At 70.8% G+C, this 18,922-nt stretch carries 20 protein-coding genes, 1 tRNA gene and 1 pseudogene; 4 read left to right on the top strand and 18 right to left on the bottom strand.

The window, feature by feature from the left end; all coding sequences use genetic code 11:
- Nucleotides 1–6 precede the first annotated feature (6 nt).
- Nucleotides 7–83: transfer RNA gene (locus AB0P18_RS09275), tRNA-Pro, on the top strand.
- A gap of 43 nt (nucleotides 84–126) precedes the next feature.
- On the opposite strand, the gene AB0P18_RS09270 is transcribed toward AB0P18_RS09275, so the two are convergent.
- A complete protein-coding gene (locus tag AB0P18_RS09270; protein WP_363359780.1) occupies nucleotides 127–729 on the bottom strand; it encodes an HD domain-containing protein in 603 nt (200 codons plus the stop codon).
- Nucleotides 730–935: 206 nt separating this feature from the next.
- Between AB0P18_RS09270 and AB0P18_RS09265 the strand changes: the two genes are divergently transcribed.
- A complete protein-coding gene (locus AB0P18_RS09265; protein ID WP_363359779.1) occupies nucleotides 936–1,523 on the top strand; it encodes a GNAT family N-acetyltransferase in 588 nt (195 codons plus the stop codon).
- A 162-nt stretch (nucleotides 1,524–1,685) separates the two neighbouring features.
- Nucleotides 1,686–2,072: a S4 domain-containing protein gene (locus AB0P18_RS09260; RefSeq protein ID WP_344053027.1), complete on the top strand. Its 387-nt coding sequence runs from the start codon at nucleotides 1,686–1,688 to the stop codon at nucleotides 2,070–2,072.
- Nucleotides 2,073–2,081: 9 nt separating this feature from the next.
- Here AB0P18_RS09260 and AB0P18_RS09255 read toward each other — a convergent pair whose 3' ends face one another.
- The gene (locus AB0P18_RS09255) at nucleotides 2,082–2,984 is read right to left on the bottom strand and encodes an NUDIX domain-containing protein (RefSeq protein ID WP_363359778.1); all 903 of its coding nucleotides are present in this window, start codon (nucleotides 2,982–2,984) and stop codon (nucleotides 2,082–2,084) included.
- A 92-nt stretch (nucleotides 2,985–3,076) separates the two neighbouring features.
- Between AB0P18_RS09255 and AB0P18_RS09250 the strand changes: the two genes are divergently transcribed.
- Entirely contained in the window at nucleotides 3,077–3,505 is a 429-nt protein-coding gene (locus AB0P18_RS09250) for a GNAT family N-acetyltransferase (RefSeq protein ID WP_363359777.1), read from the top strand.
- A 33-nt stretch (nucleotides 3,506–3,538) separates the two neighbouring features.
- On the opposite strand, the gene der is transcribed toward AB0P18_RS09250, so the two are convergent.
- From der to AB0P18_RS09170, 16 genes and pseudogenes are all read right to left on the bottom strand, one after another.
- The gene (gene der / locus AB0P18_RS09245) at nucleotides 3,539–5,062 is read right to left on the bottom strand and encodes a ribosome biogenesis GTPase Der (protein WP_363359776.1); all 1,524 of its coding nucleotides are present in this window, start codon (nucleotides 5,060–5,062) and stop codon (nucleotides 3,539–3,541) included.
- Entirely contained in the window at nucleotides 5,052–5,756 is a 705-nt protein-coding gene (gene cmk, locus AB0P18_RS09240; protein ID WP_363359775.1) for a (d)CMP kinase, read from the bottom strand. The genes der and cmk overlap by 11 nt, the downstream gene beginning before the upstream one ends.
- Nucleotides 5,749–6,858, bottom strand: coding sequence for a prephenate dehydrogenase (locus AB0P18_RS09235; RefSeq protein ID WP_363359774.1), 1,110 nt, complete (start codon nucleotides 6,856–6,858; stop codon nucleotides 5,749–5,751). The genes cmk and AB0P18_RS09235 overlap by 8 nt, the downstream gene beginning before the upstream one ends.
- A 50-nt stretch (nucleotides 6,859–6,908) precedes the next feature.
- The gene (locus AB0P18_RS09230; RefSeq protein WP_363359773.1) at nucleotides 6,909–7,700 is read right to left on the bottom strand and encodes a pseudouridine synthase; all 792 of its coding nucleotides are present in this window, start codon (nucleotides 7,698–7,700) and stop codon (nucleotides 6,909–6,911) included.
- Nucleotides 7,697–8,284, bottom strand: coding sequence for an SMC-Scp complex subunit ScpB (gene scpB, locus AB0P18_RS09225; protein WP_363359772.1), 588 nt, complete (start codon nucleotides 8,282–8,284; stop codon nucleotides 7,697–7,699). Before scpB ends, AB0P18_RS09230 begins: the two co-directional genes overlap by 4 nt.
- Nucleotides 8,274–9,107, bottom strand: coding sequence for a ScpA family protein (locus AB0P18_RS09220; protein ID WP_344053010.1), 834 nt, complete (start codon nucleotides 9,105–9,107; stop codon nucleotides 8,274–8,276). The genes scpB and AB0P18_RS09220 overlap by 11 nt, the downstream gene beginning before the upstream one ends.
- The gene (locus AB0P18_RS09215) at nucleotides 9,091–9,924 is read right to left on the bottom strand and encodes a ParA family protein (protein ID WP_344055813.1); all 834 of its coding nucleotides are present in this window, start codon (nucleotides 9,922–9,924) and stop codon (nucleotides 9,091–9,093) included. Before AB0P18_RS09215 ends, AB0P18_RS09220 begins: the two co-directional genes overlap by 17 nt.
- A 128-nt stretch (nucleotides 9,925–10,052) precedes the next feature.
- Entirely contained in the window at nucleotides 10,053–10,976 is a 924-nt protein-coding gene (gene xerD, locus AB0P18_RS09210; protein ID WP_363359771.1) for a site-specific tyrosine recombinase XerD, read from the bottom strand.
- A gap of 1 nt (nucleotide 10,977) precedes the next feature.
- The gene (locus AB0P18_RS09205) at nucleotides 10,978–11,565 is read right to left on the bottom strand and encodes an NUDIX hydrolase (protein WP_363359770.1); all 588 of its coding nucleotides are present in this window, start codon (nucleotides 11,563–11,565) and stop codon (nucleotides 10,978–10,980) included.
- Nucleotides 11,558–13,261 carry a CTP synthase gene (locus tag AB0P18_RS09200; RefSeq protein ID WP_363359769.1) on the bottom strand — a complete coding sequence of 568 codons (1,704 nt, stop codon included), beginning with the start codon at nucleotides 13,259–13,261 and terminating at the stop codon, nucleotides 11,558–11,560. The genes AB0P18_RS09205 and AB0P18_RS09200 overlap by 8 nt, the downstream gene beginning before the upstream one ends.
- A 14-nt stretch (nucleotides 13,262–13,275) precedes the next feature.
- Nucleotides 13,276–14,967 carry a DNA repair protein RecN gene (gene recN, locus AB0P18_RS09195; protein ID WP_363359768.1) on the bottom strand — a complete coding sequence of 564 codons (1,692 nt, stop codon included), beginning with the start codon at nucleotides 14,965–14,967 and terminating at the stop codon, nucleotides 13,276–13,278.
- On the bottom strand, nucleotides 14,964–15,908 hold the full coding sequence (locus tag AB0P18_RS09190; RefSeq protein WP_363359767.1) for an NAD kinase: 945 nt from the start codon (nucleotides 15,906–15,908) through the stop codon (nucleotides 14,964–14,966). The genes recN and AB0P18_RS09190 overlap by 4 nt, the downstream gene beginning before the upstream one ends.
- The gene (locus AB0P18_RS09185; protein ID WP_363359766.1) at nucleotides 15,905–16,720 is read right to left on the bottom strand and encodes a TlyA family RNA methyltransferase; all 816 of its coding nucleotides are present in this window, start codon (nucleotides 16,718–16,720) and stop codon (nucleotides 15,905–15,907) included. The genes AB0P18_RS09190 and AB0P18_RS09185 overlap by 4 nt, the downstream gene beginning before the upstream one ends.
- Nucleotides 16,717–16,881, bottom strand: coding sequence for a hypothetical protein (locus AB0P18_RS09180; protein WP_344052996.1), 165 nt, complete (start codon nucleotides 16,879–16,881; stop codon nucleotides 16,717–16,719). The genes AB0P18_RS09185 and AB0P18_RS09180 overlap by 4 nt, the downstream gene beginning before the upstream one ends.
- Before the next feature lie 39 nt (nucleotides 16,882–16,920).
- Entirely contained in the window at nucleotides 16,921–17,958 is a 1,038-nt protein-coding gene (locus AB0P18_RS09175; protein WP_363359765.1) for an HAD-IIA family hydrolase, read from the bottom strand.
- Nucleotides 17,958–18,922: pseudogene (locus AB0P18_RS09170) on the bottom strand (primosomal protein); the annotation flags it as partial. The gene AB0P18_RS09175 and the pseudogene AB0P18_RS09170, both read right to left, overlap by 1 nt.

Raw genomic sequence — 18,922 nt, 5'->3', positions numbered from 1 at the left:
GGACATCGGGATGTGGCGCAGCTTGGTAGCGCACTTGACTGGGGGTCAAGGGGTCGCAGGTTCAAATCCTGTCATCCCGACCACATCGAAAAGGGTCGGCCGTGAGGCCGGCCCTTTTTCGCGGGTTCAGACCCTCTCCAGCGGGTTGGCGGCGAGCTTGCCGATGATCCCGGCGTCGACCAGCCGCCGCGCCGCCGTGTCGGGCTTGCGGGCCGCCTGGTCGATCACGCACGCGCCGAACTCGGCCGCGAGGGTGCCGCGCGGATGCGCGCGCAGAACCTCGCGCCGGAACTCCTCGGGCAGTATCTCGGGCCGCGAACCCGAGATGTCCAGACCCGTGGCGATCTCGAGCAGGTGGCCCTCGGCATCCATCGTCGGATCGACGCTCGGCCAGTTGTGCCGGACGATCACCTCGAGCGCGCGGCGGCGGCGCGGCGCCGGCCAGCCCGCACCCGCCGTGAGCGCGACCGCGACATGTCCGCCCGCGTGCTCGTACGAGATCATGTGGTTGTCGAACTCCGGGACCGTGCCGATGTCGTGCAGCACGGCCGAGACGTACAGCAGTTCGTGGTCGATGTCGGAGATGCCGTCGATCCGCGCGAATCCCTCCGCCCAGAGCCAGGACCGGAGCGCATGCGCGGTGAAGGCCGGCGACTGGTAGCTGCGGGCGATCTCGAGCGCGCCGCGCGCGGCCAGGGTATCGGGAACGGGGAAGTCGGCGATCTGCACACCCCATCGTCCCCTGCACACGGATCGCACGACGTGCGCGCAGCGGACACACCGCGCCGGTTTCCGGCCAACGTGTTCATAACTCCCGCAAAACGAAACCGCGTGACGCGCCCACCGCGTGATTCCGCGCACCATCGACGGCAGCGCGGCGAAGATGCAGGAGTTCTGAGCAGCGGACTGTCCGGTGCCGGGGCTACGGTCGACCCATGGCTGAGATCGTCATCTCCCCCGCGACCGCCGGCCGCTTCGAGGACGCCGAGCACGCGCTCACCGGCGGTGGAGACGGCAGGTCCTGCCAGTGCCAATGGTGGATGATGCCCAACGCGCAGTTCCAGCGGCTGGACACCGCCGAGCGCACCGACCTGCTGCGGAACGAACTGGCCGTGGCGTCGGTCCCGCCCGCGCTCATCGCCTCGGTCAGCGGCGAAGCGGCCGGCTGGGTGCGGGTGGGACCCCGCGTGCACCAGGTGCGCATCGCGCGCACGCGCGCTCTCGCCGCGAACACCGAGCTGCCGCTGGATGACCCTGACGTCTGGGCGATCTCCTGCTTCGTCGTCCGGCGTGAGCACCGCGGCATCGGGCTGAACGCCCGGCTGATCGACGCCGCGGTCGCGTTCGCGCGTGAGCACGGCGCCCGCGTCGTCGAGGCCTATCCCGTCGACACCGCCGTCGCGCACGCCTCGGCGAACGAGCTCTACCACGGGGTGCTGTCCACGTTCCTCGCCGCCGGATTCCGCGAGGTCGCGCGCCCGCGAGCCGACCGCGCGATCGTGGTGCGCGACCTCACCGCCTGACGAGCGGCGCCCCGGGCGGAACTCCCCGGTGACGCGCCGATCTTGTGGCGCAGGCCGATGCGTGCGGAGGCATCCGCCGTGCGACGATGATGGTGCCGTCGGTCAGGGTGAGGAGAGAGCCATGAATCGGATGCCGAGCGCCCGCGCCCGGGTGGTGCCGGCATGAGCTCCTCGGCGCGGGTGGACGCGTGGCTCTGGGCCGTGCGCGTCTACAAGACCCGCTCGGCGGCGACCGCGGCATGCCGGGCCGGTCACGTGCGGATCGGCGGCGAGCGGGCGAAGGCCGCGCAACCGGTCAGGCCGGGCGACGAGCTGCGGGTGCGGATCGCGGGGTTCGACCGGATCCTCGTGGTGAAGGAGCCCATCTCCAAGCGAGTCGGGGCTCCGCTCGCCGCGGCGGCCGTCGAAGACCGGACTCCCCCGCCGCCGCCGCGCGAGGAGCGCGCGTTCGTGCCGATCCGCGACCGGGGCGCCGGGCGGCCGACGAAGCGCGAGCGGCGCGACATCGACCGGCTCCGCGGCCGCGACGGCCTCGAGCCCGACCGATAGACGACGAGCTCAGTCGAACTGGTCGAGCAGCCACCCCGCCCCGCGTGTCGTGGCCCCGGCCGCCTCGACACGGCCGGCCAGCTCGCGGTCGCTCGTCACGACGGTCACGGTGCGCCCGGCGGATACGAGCCGCTCGGCCTCGGCGACGATCGCGTCGTCGCCGGATGCCGCTGCGCGCACGATCCGGACGTCGTCCGGTGCCGTCGCGGCGGCGCGCGCCTCACCCTCGACGACGACTGTCCACTCGGGGTACCAGCGGGACTCGGAGAGACTCAGGAGAGCCGCGTCCACCCCGTCGTCCGCGAGGCGCCCGATCCGGTCGAGAAGCCGGTCGGTCGCTGCGGCACGGTCGCGCCACCAGCCGTCGGGCACGGCACCCACGACGTTCGCGGCGTCCACCACGATCGCCGGACGGACCGCGAGCAGGCTCTGCAGGCGCACCCACGACTCCGCGAACGCCGGATGCAGGGGACGATCGATGACTTCGGACGCGGGAACCCATGCGAGCTCATGACTCTCGGGGTCGCTGATGGTCGGCTCGAACGGCCGGATCACATCGCCGACGACCGTCGTGTACGACCAGTAGCCGAGATCGAGCACGCTCAGCAGCCGAGGCCGCACGGCCGCGTCGGGGACACCTGCCTCCTCGGCCGCCTCCCGTAGCGCGCCGTCGCACGCCGACTCCCCCTCGTGCCGCGCCCCGCCGGGCAGTGCCCACGTGTCGCCGAAGTGCGACCAGGTCACGCGGTGCTGCAGCAGCACGCCGCGTTCGGCATCCACCGCCATGAGCCCCGCCGCGCCGAAGACCCCCCAGTATCGCTCGCCCGTGGGCGCGACGACCCAGGCGTCCCCCGGATCCCGCGGTCCGCTCCGCCGACGCGGCTCACCGGGCGCGGGGGGAAGGATGCTCACGCGTCCACCCTCGCACACCCGCATGCCACGAGATGCCGATCGGCCCGCTCCGCGGCCACACGAGGAAACACGGCCTGCATGAGAATGCTGGGATGCACGACGGATACGAGATCGACGACGACCCGCGCCGGATCCCGCGCGACACGGTCTGGGAGTGGCTGTCGACCGAGGCCTACTGGGCGCGCTGGCGTGCGCGCGCCGATGTCGACGCACAGCTCGACGCCGCGTGGCGCGTCGTGGGCGCCTACCGGGCGGGGACGGACGAGCTGGTCGGATTCGCGCGGGCGGCATCCGACGGCGTCGCCTTCGCCTATCTCGCCGACGTGTTCGTCGTCGAGGGTCATCGGGGCCAGGGCATCGGCAAGCGGCTGATGCGCGCGATGATCGATGACGGGCCGGGGGCCGGGTTCCGCTGGGTCCTGTTCACCGCCGACGCGCACGGACTGTACGAGCAGTTCGGCTTCGCCGTGCCGGACGCCACCGCGATGGTCCGCCCGCCGGCCCTCCCGGCGATCGCCTGACCGCAGGGGCGCCACCGCTCGCACCCGGAGGACTCAGCGCTGGCGCTTCTCGCGCACCCGCATGTTCACCACGATCGGCGTGCCTTCGAAGCCCCAGATCTCGCGGAGGCGCCGCTGGATGAACCGGCGGTAGCCCGGGTCGAGGAATCCGGTCGTGAACAGCACGAACGTCGGCGGACGCGTCGAGGCCTGCGTGCCGAACAGGATGCGCGGCTGCTTGCCGCCGCGGAGCGGATGCGGGTGCTCCGCGACGAGCTCGGCGAGGAATGCGTTGAACTTGCCGGTCGGGATGCGGGTGTCCCACGAGTCCAGCGCGGTCTCGAGCGCCGGCACGAGCTTGTCCAGGTGCCGGCCGGTGCGCGCGGAGATGTTCACGCGCGGCGCCCAAGACACGTGCGCGAGGTCCTGCTCGATCTCGCGTTCGAGGTAGCGGCGGCGGTCGGCGTTCTCGAGATCGTCGTCGTTCAAGCGGTCCCACTTGTTGAACGCGAGAACGAGGGCGCGGCCGGACTCGAGCACGAGATCGATGATGCGCACGTCCTGCTCGCTGATCGACTCGCTGACATCGAGCACGACGACGGCCACTTCGGCTTTCTCCAGGGCGGCGGAGGTCCGCAGCGACGCGTAGAAGTCGGCGCCCTGCTGCAGGTGGACTCGCCGACGGATGCCGGCGGTGTCGACGAACCGCCAGAGGCGCCCGCCGAGGTCGACGATCTCGTCGACCGGGTCGCGCGTGGTGCCGGCGAGATCGTTCACGACGACCCGCTCCTCCCCCGCGGCCTTGTTCAGCAGCGAGGACTTGCCCACGTTCGGGCGGCCGAGGATCGCGACGCGGCGCGGTCCGCCGATCTCCTGCTTCGCCACCGCGGAGACCGTAGGCAGAACCTTCATGACCTCGTCGAGGAGATCCGCCACACCGCGACCGTGGATCGCGGAGACGGGGTACGGCTCACCGAGACCCAGCCCCCAGAGCACGGCGGCCTCGGGCTCCTGCCGGGCGTCGTCGATCTTGTTCGCGACGAGGAAGACGGGCTTGCCGCTCTTGCGCAGCAGCCTGACGACGTGCTCGTCGGTCGAAGTCGCGCCGACCATCGCGTCGACCACGAACAGCACGACATCGCACAGGTCGATCGCGATCTCGGCCTGAGCCGCGACGGAAGCATCGATGCCTCGTGCGTCCGGCTCCCAGCCGCCGGTGTCGACGACCGTGAAGCGGCGGTCCATCCACTCGGCCTTGTACGTCACCCGGTCGCGCGTGACACCGGGGGTGTCCTCGACGACAGCTTCGCGGCGCCCCAGGATGCGGTTGACCAGCGCCGACTTCCCGACGTTCGGGCGACCGACGATCGCCACGACCGGCAGCGCCGGGGAGTACTCCACACCATGCTCGCCGAGCGTGACACCCGACAGCAGCTCGGCGTCGTCGTCGTCGAGCTCGTAGTCGGACAGGCTCGCGCGCAGCGCTTCGGCGCGCGCGTCGGCAAGGTCCTCGTCGAGGTCGGCGAGGGCCTCGGCGATGTTGTCGTCGCCGCCTTCGTATTCGTCGTCAGCGCCCATCATGGCTTCCTGTCTGTGGAGGGAGGGCCGCGGCGATGACGTCGAGGACGGCATCCACGGTCTGTGTGAAATCGAGATCCGACGAGTCGACGACCTGGACGCCCGGTGCGGCGGTGAGGAAGTCCACGACGGAGGAATCGGCCGCGTCCCGGCGGTGCAGAGCATCGGCGACGGCGCCGGCGTCATGCCCGGAGAGCTCGGCGCTGCGGCGGGCGGCGCGGATGTCGGGAGCCGCTGTCAGGAGGATGCGCACCGGCGCGTCCGGCGCGACCACCGTGGTGATGTCGCGTCCTTCCACGACGACGCCGGGCCGGTCGGCTCCCGCGACGAGCGAGCGGAACAGTGTCGTGGCGGCGTGGCGGACCGCCGGCACGCGCGCGACGCCGCTCACGGCATCCGTGACCCGCGGTTCGCGGATCGCGTCGGTGACGTCCGTGTCCCCGACGCGCACCCAGTACTGATCGGGGTCCAGCGAGATCGAGAAGTCGAAGTCGCCGAGGACGTCGAGGACGGATGCCGCGTCCGACGTGTCCGCGTCGTGCGCGAGCACGTGCCAGGCGAGGGCACGATAGGCCGCTCCGGTGTCGAGGTAGCCGAACCCGAGTCGGCGGGCCACCTGCTTGGAGACGCTCGACTTCCCGCTGCCTGCGGGGCCGTCGACGGCCACCAGGACGGGCGTGGTCGGTTCAGTCATTCGTGGTGCTCGCAATCTTCCAGCCGCGGGACTGGAGGCCGTCGACCGCGCGGCGCACGGCGCTCGGGACGACGCTGATCTCGGCCAGACCGAACTGAGCGCCCGGCGAGTGCTCGAGGCGGAGGTCCTCGACGTTCACCTCGAGGTCGCCGAGCTCGCCGAACAGGCGTCCGAGCTGACCGGGGGTGTCGTCGACCATCACCACGACCTGCTCGAAGCGGCGGTTCTGCCCGTGCTTGCCGGGGAGCCGCTCCACGCCGTCGTTGCCCCGACGGATCGTGTCCGCGACGGCCCGACGGGACCCGGGGGCTTCCGGTTCGCGCAACGCGGCGGCGACCGCGCTCAGATCGGCGGCGAGGGCGTCGAGCACGTCGACGACCGGAGCGGCGTTCGCGCCCAGGATCTGCACCCACAGCTCGGGGGCGGACGCCGCGATGCGCGTCGTGTCGCGCACGCCCTGGCCGGCGAGGCTCAACGACCCGTCCGGGGCCTCGACGAAGCGCCCGGCGAGGAGGCTCGCGACGAGCTGCGGAACGTGCGAGACGAGGGCGACGGCGCGGTCGTGGTCTTCGGGTGTCATCTCCAGCGGCATGGCGCCGACGTCGAGCGCGAGGCCCTCGACCAGCGCGAGATCGGCGGCGGCGGTCTCCCCGTCCCGGCAGACCACCCATGGCCGGCCGACGAAGATGTCGGCGCGGGCCGAGATGGCTCCCCCGCGCTCGCGACCGGCGAGCGGGTGCGAGCCGATGTACTTCGCGAGGTCGACGCCGCGCGCGCGCAGCGTCCGCAGCGGCTCGAGCTTCACACTCGCGACATCCGTGACGACGGCCGAGGGGAAGCGGGCGAGCTCCCGCTGGATCACGTCCGCGGTCACGTCCGGCGGCACGGCCACGACGATGAGCGACGGATCGTCCTCCTCGCGCGGTGCGCGCCCGGCGCCGTAGTCGATCGCGAGCCGCAGCTGCGACGGGGATGTGTCGTCGAGAGCGACATCGACGCCACGCGCCCTGAGCGCGTGTCCGATGCTCGACCCCAGGAGGCCTGCCCCGACGATGCGCACCGTCCCGCGGGTGCGCGCAGCGAGCGCGGCATGCGCGGGCATGGCCGATTCTTCGCTCACTGGCTCTCCTGGTGGTGTGCGCCGGCGCGGCGCTACGGGCTCGCGGGAGGCGGGGTGGCGGTGTCCGCGGTCGCGCTGCGCGCGAGTGTCAGCAGAGCACCCCGCTCCACTTTAGTCAACTCGCGGACGCGACCCACTGGGAGGGTTCCCAGGTGCAGCGGCCCGAACTGGCGGCGCACGAGTTCGACGACCGGGTGGCCGACCGCCGCCATCATCCGCCGGACAATCCGGTTGCGCCCGGAATGCAGGGTGAGCTCGATGAGCGACCCGCCGCCCTCGGCGGAGCTGGAGAGCAGCCGCGCCTTGTCCGCCGCGATCGCGCCGTCCTCCAGATCGATCCCTTTGGTGAGGCGCGCGATCGTCTGCGCGGTGACCTTGCCTTCGACCTTCGCGACGTACACCTTCGTGACACCGAACGAGGGGTGGGCGAGCATATGGGCGAGCTCCCCGTCGTTGGTGAGCACGAGCAGACCGCTCGTGTCGGCATCCAATCGCCCGACGTTGTACAGCCGCTCCTGGAAGTCGCGCGTGAACTCACGCAGGTCGCGGCGCCCGCGTTCGTCCTTCATCGAGCTGACCACACCACGGGGCTTGTTCAGCACGACGTAGCGCTTCGTGGCATCGAGTTGGATCGCTGTGCCGTCCACATCGACCTCGTCGACTTCCGGGTCGATACGCGAGCCGAGCTCGGTCACGACGTGGCCGTTGACGCGCACCCGGCCTTCGACGATGAGGTTCTCCGCCACCCGCCGCGAGGCGACGCCCGCGTTCGCGAGCACTTTCTGCAGACGGATGCCGTCCGTCGGGCGTTCGTCGTCGTTCATGCGCGCAGCACGTCCTCGAATCCGTCAGCGCCGTCGTCCAGGAGCGGCGAGATGTGCGGGAGCTCGTCGAGCGAGTTGATCCCGAGGTTGATGAGCAGAGCGTCCGTCGTGGCGTAGTGGATCGCGCCGGTCTCGGCATCCGTGAACGCCTCGGCGATCAGGCCGCGGGCGAGGAGGGTGCGGACGACCGAGTCGACGTTGACCGCGCGGATCGAGGCGACCTGCCCGCGCGTGACCGGCTGCTTGTAGGCGATGACCGCGAGGGTCTCCAGAGCCGCCTGCGACAGCCGGGACGGTGCCTGCGTGTTCACGAATTCGCTCACCAGCTCGTCGTGCTCGGCGCGCACGTACAGTCGCCATCCGCCGCCGACCTCGCGCAGCTCGAATCCGCGGCGCGGACTGCCGGCGAGGCCGTCGTAATCGGCCACGAGCGCCTCGACGGCCTGACGGACGGCGGGCACCGGTGCTCCGACCGCCGCCGCGAGCGCCACCAGGCTCTGCGGCTCCTCGACGATCAGCAGGATCGCCTCGAGCCTGCGCGCGACGTCCGCGGGAGGAGGGACGGGCGGGTTCTCATCGGTCATAATCGGCTCCCAGGCTGGCGAGGTTCTCATCGGACCACCGCTCGGCGGTCCAGCGGAGGGTGAGTTCGCCGAGCGGCTCCAGCTGCTCGAACGACAGTGCGGCGTGCCGGTACAGCTCGAGCACGGACAGGAAGCGCGCGACGACAACGCCGGGCGCCGTGGCCCCGGCGACGAGCTCACGGAAGCTCAGGGATCCGGCATCCCGCAGCAGCGTCACCACGATCGCGGCCTGCTCGCGGATGCTGACGAGCGGCGCGTGCAGGTGGTCCAGGCCGACGTGCGGGATCTCCTTCGGGGTCATCGCGAGGATCGCGAGCGCCGCGAAGTCCTCGAGGCTGAGGGTCCACACGAGTTCCGGCACCGCGGCGCGGTACTTCTCGTCGAGTCGGACCGCGCGCGTGTGCCGCCCGTCCTCGGCGCGGAGCCGCGCGGCGAACCATGTCGAGACCTCCTTGAAGGCCCGGTACTGCAGGAGCCGCGCGAACAGGAGGTCGCGGGCCTCGAGGAGCGCGACGGACTCCGCGTCGACCAGTTCGCCCTGCGGCAGCAGGCCCGCGACCTTCATGTCCAGAAGCGTCGCCGCGACCACCAGGAACTCGGATGCCTGCTCGAGCTCCTCATCGGCATCCAGTTCGCGCAGGTAGGAGATGAACTCCGCCGTCACGCGGCTCAGGGCGACCTCGGTGATGTCGAGCTCGTGCTTGGACAGCAGCGTCAGCAGGAGGTCGAAGGGTCCGTCGAAGACCCCGAGCGAGACGCGGAATCCCTCGCCGTCGGTGGGGGCGTCCTCGGGCGCGGCGGCGTCCTCAGGCGACGGCACCACGCGCGACCAGCTCCCGCGCCAGCCGCAGATACGCCTGTGCCGCCGCGTGCTCCGGCGCGAACTCGGTGATCGGCATACCCGACACCGACGCGTCGGGGAACTTCACGGTGCGCCCGATCACGGTCTCCAGCACGTCATCGCCGAAGGCCTCGACGACGCGTTCCAGGACTTCGCGCGAGTGCAGCGTCCGCGGGTCGTACATCGTCGCGAGCACGCCGTCCAGCTCGATCGAGGGGTTCAGCCGGTCGCGCACCTTGTCGATGGTCTCGATGAGCAGCGCGACGCCGCGCAGCGCGAAGAACTCGCACTCGAGCGGGATCAGCACACCGTGACTCGCCGTGAGGGCGTTCACGGTCAGCAGCCCGAGCGAGGGCTGGCAGTCGATCAGGATGACGTCGTACTCGGCCGAGACCTTGCGGAGCACCCGGGCGAGGATCGTCTCGCGGGCGACCTCGTTCACGAGGTGCACTTCGGCCGCGGACAGGTCGATGTTCGCGGGGAGGATGTCCAGGCCCTCGACGGAGGTGTGGACGATCACTTCCTTCGGGTCGCGCTTCGTGTCCAGCAGCAGGTCGTAGATCGTCGGCACGTCGTGGGTCTGGATGCCGAGCCCGGCGGACAGCGCGCCCTGCGGGTCGAAATCCACCGCGAGGACTTTGCGACCGTACTGCGCGAGCGAGGCCGCCAGGTTGATCGTCGTGGTGGTCTTGCCCACACCGCCCTTCTGGTTGCAGAGCGAGATGATGCGTGCCGGCCCGTGCCCGTCGAGCTTGGGCGGCGTGGGGAACCCCTGGTAGGGACGACCGGTCGGGCCCATGGGCACATCGCCCTCGCCCGCCTTCGGCTTCTTCGCCGAACCCTTCGTCACACTGCCAGCCACCCGGTCTCCCAACCTTCTCATCGTGCTCGGTCGATTCTAGCGATGAGGCGAACGGATGCCGCGGCTCAGCGCGCCCGCGGGTGCGATGTCGCGTACACATCGCGCAGCGCGTCCACCGAGACGTGCGTGTAGATCTGCGTCGTCGCCACGGACGCATGACCGAGGAGCTCCTGCACGACGCGCACGTCGGCGCCGCCCTGCAGCAGGTGGGTCGCGAAGGAGTGTCGCAGGGTGTGCGGCGACACGTGCGCGGTCAGCTCGGCGCGCTCGGCGGCGTGCTGGATCACCAGCCACGCGCTCTGCCGCGACAGCGGCGCACCGCGTGCGCCGAGGAACAGCCGCGGGGTCGCGCGCCCGCGGCGCGAGAGCTCGGGGCGGGAGCGGGTCAGATAGGCCTCGAGAGCCGCCCGCGCATACGAGCCGACCGGGACGATACGCTCCTTCGCGCCCTTCCCCCGCAGCCGGACCACATCACCCTGAGCCATGTCGTCCACGTCCAGCTGCACGATCTCGGACACGCGGGCCCCGGTCGCATACAGCAGCTCCAGCAGCGCGCGGTCGCGCAGCCCGATGAGGTCGGCGGCGTCGACCCCGCCGGTCGCGGGTCCCGCGGCATCCAGGAGTCTCTCCACCTGATCCACCGTGAGCGCCTTCGGCAGCCGCCGTCCGGCCTTGGGCGGGCGCAGCCTCCCGGTCGGATCCTCGCTCTCGATCCCTTCGCGTGCGAGGAAGCGGTGCAGGCCCCGGACGGAGGACTGCAGGCGCGCGAGGCTCGACGCCGCCGGGGGCGGCTCGGCGGACGCGCGCTCGGCGGCGAACTCGGCCACGACGCTCGCCGTCACGTCGCCCGAATCACGGATGCCGCGGCCGGCGAGCCAGTCCAGGTACCCCGAGAGGTCCCTGCGGTATGCCGCGGCGGTGTGCGCGGACAGTCCGCGCTCGATCGAGACGTGGCGCAAGTACGCGTCGACGGCTCGATCGAGCTGCACGTCAGTGTCCCGAGCGGCGCAGTCGTTCCGCGGCGGCCAGCACACCCACCGCGAGGATGCCGTTGCGCAGCCGCCCGTGCAGCACGCCCGTCACGACGTCATCGAGCGGGACCCACTCCGTGCGGATGTCGGCCTCCTCCTCTTCGCGCGCGTGCGCGGTGCCGACCGGAGCGAGCCGGCGGGCCAGGAAGAGATGGACGACCTCGTCGTTGCCGCCGGGAGTGGTGAAGACGCTCACGAGCGGGTCCCAGTCCTGCGCCGCGAGGTCGGCCTCTTCGGCGAGCTCGCGCTGCGCCGCCTGCAGCGGGTCCTCCCCCGCCACGTCCAACAGCCCTGCCGGGATCTCCCAGTCACGGTGACGGATCGGGTGGCGGTACTGCTGGATCAGCAGAACGCGGTCCTGCGCGTCGACCGCCACCACCGCCGCCGCACCGGGGTGATCGACGTATTGACGCACGATCTCGCCGTCGCCGTAGCGGACGGTGTCGCTGCGCACGTCCCACACGCGCCCGGAGTACACCAGCTCGCTCGATACGACTTCGGGCTCGACCGGCTCGTCCCGGAGCGTCGTCGGGTCCGGGTCAGTCATTCTCGACGTCGAACAGTTCGCTCGCGCGGTGCCGCTCGAGCGCCGCACCCACGAGCCCACGGAAGAGCGGGTGCGGGTCGGTCGGGCGGGAGCGCAGCTCCGGGTGGGCCTGGGTGGCGATGTAGTAGGGGTGCACCTCACGCGGCAGCTCGACGTACTCGACGAGGTTGCGGTCCGGAGACAGGCCGGAGAAGAACAGCCCCGCGCTGGAGAGCGCGTCGCGGTAGGCGTTGTTGACCTCGTAGCGGTGTCGGTGGCGCTCGTCCACGCGCGAGGCGCCGTACACCTCACGGGCGAGCGATCCCTCGGCGAGCTCTGCCGGGTACATGCCGAGACGCATGGTTCCGCCGAGGTCTCCCCCGGCGATGATCTCGACCTGCTCGGCCATCGTGGCGATCACCGGGTTCGTCGTGTCCGGATCGAACTCGGTCGAAGACGCGTCATCGATCCCCGCGACATGGCGCGCGTACTCGATCACCATGCACTGCAATCCGAGGCACAGTCCGAGCGTCGGGATGCCCTGTTCGCGCGCGAAGCGAAGCGCGCCGAGCTTGCCCTCGATGCCGCGGATGCCGAACCCGCCGGGGACGACGATCCCGTCCACGCCGCTGAGTGCCTTCGCGGCGCCTTCGGGGGTCTCGCACTGGTCCGACGGGATCCAGGTGATCGTGACGTGCGTCTCGTGCGCGAAGCCGCCAGCCTTGAGCGCCTCGGTCACGGAGAGGTAGGCATCCGGGAGGTCGATGTACTTGCCGACGAGACCGATCGTCACTTCGTGCTTCGGGTTGTGCACGGCCTGCAGCACGCGCTCCCAGCGCGACCAGTCCACCGCGGCGGCCTTGCCCAGCCCGAGCGAGCGGACGATGTACTCGTCCAGTCCCTGCTCGTGCAGCATCGTCGGGATGTCGTAGATGCTCGGGACGTCCACGGCGTTGACCACGGCGTCCTCGTCGACGTCGCACATCAGCGCGATCTTGCGCTTGTTGGACTCCGTGACGGGGCGGTCGCTGCGCAGCACGAGGGCGTCCGGCTGGATGCCGATCGAACGCAGCGCGGCGACGGAGTGCTGAGTCGGCTTCGTCTTCTGCTCACCGGACGCGCCCATGAAGGGGACGAGCGACACGTGCACGAAGAAGACGTTCTGGCGGCCGAGCTCGTGGCGGATCTGCCGCGCGGACTCGATGAACGGCTGCGACTCGATGTCGCCGACCGTGCCGCCGATCTCGGTGATGATGACGTCGGGCTGAGGCGTCTCGTCGGCCTGCAGACGCATGCGCCGCTTGATCTCGTCGGTGATGTGCGGAATGACCTGCACGGTGTCGCCGAGGTATTCGCCGCGGCGCTCGCGGGCGATCACCTGCGAGTAGATCTGCCCGGTGGTGACGTTCGCCGCCTGGCTGAGGTTGATGTCGAGGAAGCGCTCGTAGTGACCGATGTCCAGATCGGTCTCGGCACCGTCGTCGGTCACGAAGACCTCGCCGTGCTGGAACGGGTTCATCGTGCCCGGATCGACGTTCAGATACGGGTCCAGCTTCTGCATGACCACCCGCAGCCCACGGGCGGTGAGAAGGTTGCCGAGGCTCGCCGCCGTGAGACCCTTGCCCAACGAAGAAACGACACCGCCGGTCACGAAGATGTGCCGAGTGGTGCCGTTCGCGCTGCCGTCCGAAATGCCTGCCGTATGAGTTTCCGCCACGGGCTTTTATCCTATCAGTCAGTCTGGGCGCGAAGGCCCAGCAGCTCGCGCGCGTGAGTCAGCGCGGCATCCGAATCGGGCATCCCCGACAGCAGCCGGGCCATCTCCGCCTCGCGTTCGGCGCCCTCCAGCGTCCGCACGTCCGACGCGGTGACCGCGCCGTCGTGGGCCTTCACGACCGAGAGGTGGTTGTTCGCGAACGCCGCGACCTGGGCGAGGTGCGTGACAGCGATCACCTGGGAGGAGCGGGCAAGGCGCTGCAGACGCCGCCCGACCTCGATCGCCGCCGCGCCGCCGATGCCGGCATCCACTTCGTCGAAGACGAACGTCGGGACGGGGTCGACGCCGGCGATCACGACCTCGATCGCGAGCATGACGCGGCTGAGCTCGCCGCCGGAAGCGCTCTTCGCGATCGGGCGAGGATCGGCTCCCGGATGCGGGGCGAGCAGGATCGAGATGTCGTCGCGCCCGCTCGCGGATTCCGCTCCTGGGGAGACGGCGACCACGACGCGCGCATCGGGCATCGCGAGGGCGTGCAGCTCTTCGGTGACGGCGGCCCCGAGCGTCTCCGCGGCCGTGATGCGTGCCGTCGTCAGCGCGGCGGCACGTTCGTCGAGGAGGGCTGCCGCGGCATCGCGCTCCTGCGTGAGCCGGTCGATGCGCGCACCGTCGTCGTCGAGCTCGACGAGGCGCGCCGAACCGCTTTCGAGGAGTTCGATCGCGGCATCCACCGAACCGTGAACGCGCACGAGCGTGCCGAGATCGGCGCGGCGTTCCTGGACCGCGGCCAACTCGTGCGGCCCGGCGTCATCGAGGTCGGCGAGGAAGCCGGAGAGCGACTGCGCGAGATCCGCCGCACGGTAGCCGAGGTCCGCCGCCTGGGTGGCGAGCTCCTCCAGCGTCGGGTCGTGCGCCCGTTCGAGCGCACGCCGGCACTCCGCCAGCAGGATGCCGACATCCGGCACGTCGCCGTCGCCCGAGAGCATCTCGTGCGCCGCGGAGGCCGCACTGCGAAGCTCTTCCGCGTTGGCCAGCCGTTCCGCGCGGACGGCGAGCTCGGCGTCCTCCCCCGGCTGCGGTGAGATCTGCTCGATCTCGGCGATCGCCGCGCGGAGCTCCTCCGCCTCCCGTGCACGCGCGTCCCGCTCGTCGACGAGCTCCTGCAGTTCGCGACCGACGGAGCGGGTGTGTTCGAACGTCTCGCGGTATGCGGCGAGGGCGGCCCCGATCGGCTCCCCTCCGAAGCGGTCCAGCGCGTCGCGCTGCGCGGCGGCGGTGCGCAGCCGCAACTGGTCGGACTGGCCGTGCACGACGACGAGCTCGTCGGCGAGATCCGACAGCACCCCGGCGGGCGCGGCGCGGCCGCCCACGCTCGCGCGGCTGCGGCCCTCGGCGGTGATGGTCCGGACCACGAACAGTTCGGCGATGCCGTCACGCAACGGCTCCAGCTCACCGCCGGCCTCGCGCACACGGTCGGCGACGGGTCCGTGATCCGGCACGATCCACACCCCGTCGACCGATGCCTGACCCGCGCCGCCGCGAACGGCACCCGAATCCGCGCGCTGCCCGAGCAGCAGCCCGAGCCCGGTGACGACCATCGTCTTGCCCGCACCGGTCTCTCCGGTGATCGCGGTGAATCCCGGCCCGATCGGGAGCGTCGCCTCGGCGATCACTCCCAGATCGCGCAGTCGCATCTCCTCGATCACGGAATCTGACCGATCAGGCCGGTCGACGCCGTCGCCGGGCCCCGCCACCCTTCGACGGGCAGCCGGAACTTGCGCACCAGCCGGTCGGTGAACGCCGCCGGATGCAGACGCGCAAGCCTGACCGGACGCTCCGAGCGGCGCACGACGACGCGGGCTCCGGGAGGAAGATCGTGCGAACGCCGCCCGTCGCACCAGAGGACGCCGGTTCCGTTCGTGCGCTCGAGCACCTCGATGGCCACGGCGTGCTCGGGCCCCACCACGAGGGGCTTGGCGAAAAGGGCGTGAGCGGAGAGCGGGACGACGGCGATCGCCTGCACCGTCGGCCAGATCACGGGGCCGCCCGCAGAGAAGTTGTAGGCAGTGGAACCGGTCGGTGTGGACACCACGACGCCGTCGCAGCCGAACGACGACAGCGGCCTGCCGTCGACCTCGATCACGACTTCCAGCATCCGCTCGCGGCTGGCCTTCTCCACGGTGGCCTCGTTGAGCGCCCATGTGTCGTACAGGACGGCATCTGCGGAGTCCTTGACGCGGACCTGGAGGGCGAGCCGCTCTTCGACGGCGTAGTCGCGTGCGATGACGCGCGCGACTGCCAGGTCCATGTCGTCGCGCTCGATTTCGGCGAGGAAGCCGACATGACCCATGTTGATGCCGAGCACCGGGGCCGTGCCCTCCCGGACGAGCTCGGCGGCGCGCAGGATCGTCCCGTCGCCGCCCAGCACGATGGCCAGTTCGATGTCCGCGACGGACACGTCGACATCCAGCGTCGCCACGTCGCCCAGCAGGGGAAGCGCATCGCCGAGTTCGGCGCGGTCATCCGCCGACAGCACCGGTCGGGCACCCGCACCGCGCAGTGCCGAGACGACGCGCTCGGCGGCGACGACGGTGTCGTCGCGGCGTGCGTGCACGACGACCAGGATGTTGCGTTCGACGTCGGTCATTGACTCCTCGTCAATCGATTCACGGTGCTCAACCATTCTGTCGGATTGGTCGCGCGTCCGAGGTCGTCCGGCATCGCCCGCAGGTGCGCCAGATACTCCGCGTTGCCGTGCGTGCCGACGATCGGCGATGCGATCACGCCGCACGTGCCGAGCCCGGCATCCCACGCCGACCACAACACCCCGGCAACCGCGTCGGCCCGCGTGGCGGCGTCGGTGACGAGCCCGCCTTTCACCGCCGTGCGGCCGGCTTCGAATTGAGGCTTGATCAGCAGAATCAGGTCCGCGCCGGCAGCGGCGACATCGCGCGCGGCGGGGAGGACGTGGGCGAGCGAGATGAACGAGAGATCGCCCGTGATCACCGCGGGCGCCGCAGCGACACCGCTGGCGTCCGCGAGCGAAGCGGGCGTCATGTAGCGGACGTTGAATCCCTCGACGACGACGACGCCGGGATCGTCTCGGACCACGGCAGCCAGCTGATCGTGACCGACGTCGACCGCGATGACCGGATCCGCGCCCCGCTCACGAAGAACCTGGGTGAAGCCGCCGGTGGAGGCGCCCATGTCCAGCGCGACGCGGCCGACGACGGCGACGCCGAAGGTGTCGAGCGCGGCGATGAGCTTGTGAGCGGCCCTACTCACGTAGTGATCCGTCGCCGCGACTTCGAGCACGGCGTCCGCCGAGACGGCCGTCGACGGCTTCACGACGGGTCGCCCGTCGACGGTGACGAGACCGTCCGCGATCAGGGTCGCCGCGTGCGTGCGCGATCTCGCGAGACCACGCTCAGCCAGGGCGGTGTCGAGGCGACTCGTCATGAAGAAGAGATGCCGGACGGACCTGATTCCAGTCGCCGCGCGAGGGCGTCGTGCACACCCAGATACCCTTCGGCCCGGCTGGAGAGCGGCTGCGCTTCGATCACCTCGAGGGTCGAGAGGAGATCGAGGTGTTCCTGCTCGCCCCGCGCGGTGTGGTCCATCACCTCAGGATACGTGGCGATGCGCAGATACCGTCGACCTCACCGGCGATGGAACGGATCGGCGTACAGGCGTTCGGGCACGCGGAAGCCGTAGATCGCCCGGCCGGTGTCCCAGATCGCCTTCGCGCCGGCGCGGAGGAGATCGATGGGGCGCTCTCCTTCGTCGAGGATGACGACATCAGGTCCGTCTATGCGCACGCGCGCCCCGCGGACCGCGACGACGCCGCCCGCCACTTCAGCCTCGGGATACGGCTCATGAAGGTCGCGCAGATCCTCGAGGATGAAGGTCGGCTGGGAGCCCGACGGCGCCGCGAGCACGTGCTTCGGGCGGTCGATGCCGGTCAACACGAGCGCAGAGCGGATGCCGGCACGATTGGCGCCGAGGATGTCGGTGTCCAGCCGATCGCCGAGGAACAGCGGGTTCCGAGCCGCGAAACGCGCGACGGCCTCTTCGAAGATCGGAGTCTCCGGCTTTCCGGCGACCGTCGCCAGACGCCCGACCGCCGTGTGCACCGCGGAGACGAATGTGCCGTTGCCCGGAGCGATGCCTCGGGCCTGCGGAATCGTCCAGTCGGTGTTCGTGGCGATCCAGGGGATCCCACCCTCGTCCTCCGGCAGCGCGAGCGCGTACGCGGCCTCGGCGAGCTGCGACCACCCGACCTCCGGCGCGAAACCTTGCACGACCGCCGCGGGCGCGTCATCGGCGCTTCGTGTCACGACGAAGCCCGCCTTCTCGAGCTCATGGACGAGCCCGTCTCCGCCGACGACCAGAACCGTGGCGCCCGGTGCGATCTTCGTCGCGAGGAGACGCATGGCCGCCTGCGGACTCGTGACGACCTCCTCCGGACTCGTCGGCAGGCCGAGGTCGCTCAGGTGTCCGGCCACCGACGCGTCCGTGCGGGAAGCGTTGTTCGTGATGTATCCGAGCCGGCGACCGTCACGGCTCGCGTTCAGACTCTCCACCGCGTGCGGAATCGCTCCCGGCCCGGCGTAGACCACACCGTCGAGGTCGGCGAGGATGACATCGACCCCGTCCAGCGGCGCGTGGGACGACGACCTGCGGGAGAACAGACCCATCAGCGCTCGCCCTCGGGCTCCTCTGCGGCCCCGGAGTCCTCGAAGATCTCCTCGATCTCGATGACTTCGAGATCGTCTTCGCCGCTGGCGGCGCGCAGAGCCTGCTCGGCGATCTCCGCGCGCGTGCGCCACTGCTCCGCCTCTTCGGCGCGACCGAGTTCCTCCAGCACGGTGGCGCGCGCGGCGAAAAGACCCGGACTCCATTCGAACGCGCGGTTCGGATCCAGTTCGGGGATGTCGAGTTCCTGGAGCGCGCGCTCGGTCTCACCCAGATCCAGGCGCGCCCCGGACATGGCGATCGCGAGTTCGACACGGACACCGGCGGGCAGGGAGCCGCGATCCACGGCACGACCCACCTCGAGGGCGCGGTCGGGTCGACCGACACCGCGTTCGCTGTCGACCATCAGCGCGATCTGGTCGTCGCTGCCGGAAATGCGCCGATAGGTGCGCAGCTCACGCAAAGCGAGCGCGTAGTCGCCGATCGCGTATGCCGTGATCGCGGCGGTCTCGCGGACGATGCCGATGCGACCGGCACGCCGCGTCGCGGCGATCGCATGGCGATGGGCGAGCTCGGGATCACTGTCGATGAGTTCCGCCGCCATCGCCAGGTGACGGGCGACGTCCTCCGCGTTCTCCTTGCTCAGCGTCTTCAGCTGATTGCGCGCCGCGGCGTTCAGCGACGAAGCAGTGATCTCGGCCGGCAGCGCCGGCTCGTCGAAGGCGGACCGCACAGAACGCAACTCGTCCGGACGCGACTGGCGCTCATCCCTGCGCGCATCGCGCTGACCGTCTCGTCCGCTGCCGCCGCGCGGGGGTCGCGCACTCCCGTCGCGCTTCGCGTACGGCTTCTTCTCACCGTCCCGCTTCGCGTACGGCTTCTTCTCACCGTCCCGCTTCGCGTACGGCTTCTTCTCACCGTCCCGCTTCGCGTACGGCTTCTTCTCACCGTCCCGCTTCGCGTACG

It is taken from the genome of Microbacterium sp. NPDC064584 (genome assembly GCF_040687315.1).
GTDB lineage: Bacteria > Actinomycetota > Actinomycetes > Actinomycetales > Microbacteriaceae > Microbacterium > Microbacterium lacus.
Note: the sequence above shows the minus strand (reverse complement) of the source record. Positions and strands in the feature narration are given on the sequence as shown.